Origin of the sequence: Methylopila musalis (genome assembly GCF_042679725.1) — a bacterium.
Lineage (GTDB): Bacteria > Pseudomonadota > Alphaproteobacteria > Rhizobiales > Methylopilaceae > Methylopila > Methylopila musalis.
In genome coordinates, this window is the sequence record NZ_JBHTMX010000310.1 from 1 (window position 1) to 2,180 (window position 2,180).

The following is a 2,180-nucleotide window of genomic DNA, read 5'->3' on the forward strand; positions in this document are numbered from 1 at the left end:
CTCGCCTGCGCAGGCGCGGGCGAGCGCCGCGCCGATGCCCCGGCCGCCGCCCGTGATGACCACGGACCTGTAGGGACTGGCGCTCACTCGCCGGGCGCGGGCGCCGGAGCCGCCTCATCCATCACGGGGGCGCCCCATTGCAGCGCGACCGGCCGCCGGCCGGACAGCGGCGCCAGCTCCTGCAGGCGGGACAGCACGTTCGCGACCGCGATCTCGACCGATTCCCGCGAGTAGAACCCGCCGTTGAGCTGGGTGCGGGCGATGACCACCTTGCGGAAGTCGCGGGCGAAGTCCGGATCCGGCGCCTCGGGCGCGCTCCAGAACGACTCCAGCGAGCCCTGATGGGTGAGGCCCGGCATGTCGTAGATCGCCTGTCCCAGCGCGATGGTGGGCCGCCCCATGTCGATGGACTGGGTGCCCACGGTGCTGTTCACCACCACCACGCCGCGGGCGCGCTCCAGCAGCGCCGGCATGTCGCCGCCGTCGATGAACACCAGCCGGTCGCCGAGCCCGGTGCGCTTGGCCGTCTGGGCGGTGACGCGGCGGCGGTTCACCAGCCCGTTGTCGAGCGGATGCAGCTTCACCACCAGCCGCGCGTCCGCCGGCGCATGGGCCGCGAAGGAGCGCGCCACCAGGTTCACCACCTCGGTCATGGCGCTGAACGGCGAGTGGATGCGGATCTGGTAGTCGCTGTCGAGCTGCAGCGGCAGAATGAAATAGGGCGCGTCCGTCCGCAGCAGGTCGTCCTGCGCCGCGCTCGCGCGCCGGGCCTCCGCCTTGCCGCGCACGATGCGGCCGAGCCAGCCCGCGTACTCCACGTAAGGGTGGTGCGGGCGGTAGCGCCGGTAGCCGGGATAGAGGTAGGGGAAGAAGGTGTTGGCGGAGTTGTAGACCACGTCCCACAGGGTGCGGGTGCGCATGTCGCCGCGGATGTGCGCCGGGACCGGCGCGTCGGGCGCGGCCGCCGCCAGCGCGCGGATGCTGTCCGGATCGCGCGGCAGGCTGGAGAAGCCGTTCACGCCGCCCGGCTCCATGGTGATCCAGTCCGGCCGGATGTAGCCTTCCTCGAACACGTGCACCGAAACGCCGCGCAGCTGCGCGGTGGCGATCGCCACCCGGTGATAGGGCCGCCCGTCACCGAACAGCACCAGATCGGTGACGCCGCGCTCGTCCATGAAGCGCGCGAGATAGCCGCGCCAGTCCTCGTAGCGGCCGCGATAGTCGTGCGCGCCGCCGACCGACCAGAACAGGCGGTCGCCCAGATTGAGATTGATGCGTTCGACGCCGTAGCCCTTCCGCGCGAGCGTACGCCCGAGCCGGCGGAAGAACGGCGACGCGAGCCCCTGCAGGAACAGGAATGTCCGGCCGGGCCGTGCGGTGTGCTCGCCGCGGTTGTTCATCCATCGCCCAAGACGGTCTCGTCCGGGAGCCGGACCGCCGCCATTTCGTCTTTCAGCCCCAGTCCGGCATGCTGCGGCAGCGAATAAGGCCGCGGCGTGACGATTGAGTTTTATGAGCCATTGCCACGCCGGCGAGACGCCGATAGCGCTTGAAGATGGCCTGTCACTTATCAACCGGATGCGCGGATTGAAACACACGCCCCCGAGAGTGGCAATCATCTCCGAGCGTTTGGCCGGTCGACGCGCCGACGTGGAGGCTGTGCTCGGGCGGGCGGCGGAGCTTCATCCGAAGGCGTCCGAGGCCTTCGCGCTGGTCGCGACCACACCCGGCGACCCCCTCGAAAGCGAAGCCGAAACCTTCGCAACCGCAACAGAAACGCCCGTGGTGCGATTCGCGCCCGCGCCGCTGCGCCTCGCGGTTCTAGAGGCCGCCGGACGCCCGCTCGGCTATCGGGTGGAGGGCGCAACCGCAGGTTTCGCGCCGGACGCCTCCTCCGACCTCGCCGGCGCCCGCGACAATCTGCTTCGGCAGGCCCCGCCCGGCGAGCTGCGGATGGAGGCGGATTTCGACCCCGCCGCGCCCGGGATCGTGTGGCTCGACCCTTTTGATCGCCGAATCATTTCGCCCGAACGCGCCATGGAGATCGCCTCCGACCTGCTGCGCCACCGCGCCCGCACGGCGCGGCGCTCGGTCGGCTGCGGCGTCACCCGCTGGAAGCGCGCGGCGGTCGCCGCCATGCTGGACGGGCCGAACGGCGCGCCGCTGTTCGAGGCCGATCC

General features: G+C 71.1%; 1 protein-coding gene and 1 pseudogene. One reads left to right on the forward strand and one right to left on the reverse strand.

The window, feature by feature from the left end:
- Positions 1–83: 83 nt before the first annotated feature.
- Positions 84–1,400, reverse strand: coding sequence for a capsule biosynthesis protein (locus tag ACFQ4O_RS17070; protein ID WP_378777513.1), 1,317 nt, complete (start codon positions 1,398–1,400; stop codon positions 84–86).
- A gap of 250 nt (positions 1,401–1,650) precedes the next feature.
- Between ACFQ4O_RS17070 and ACFQ4O_RS17075 the strand changes: the two are divergent.
- Positions 1,651–2,180 (forward strand): annotated as a pseudogene (locus tag ACFQ4O_RS17075) (hypothetical protein); the annotation flags it as partial.

What these genes read in the sequence shown, in the direction of transcription:
- ACFQ4O_RS17070 (WP_378777513.1), bottom strand. Translation starts at nt 1,400, where the DNA reads ATGAACAACCGCGGCGAGCACACCGCACGGCCCGGCCGGACATTCCTG.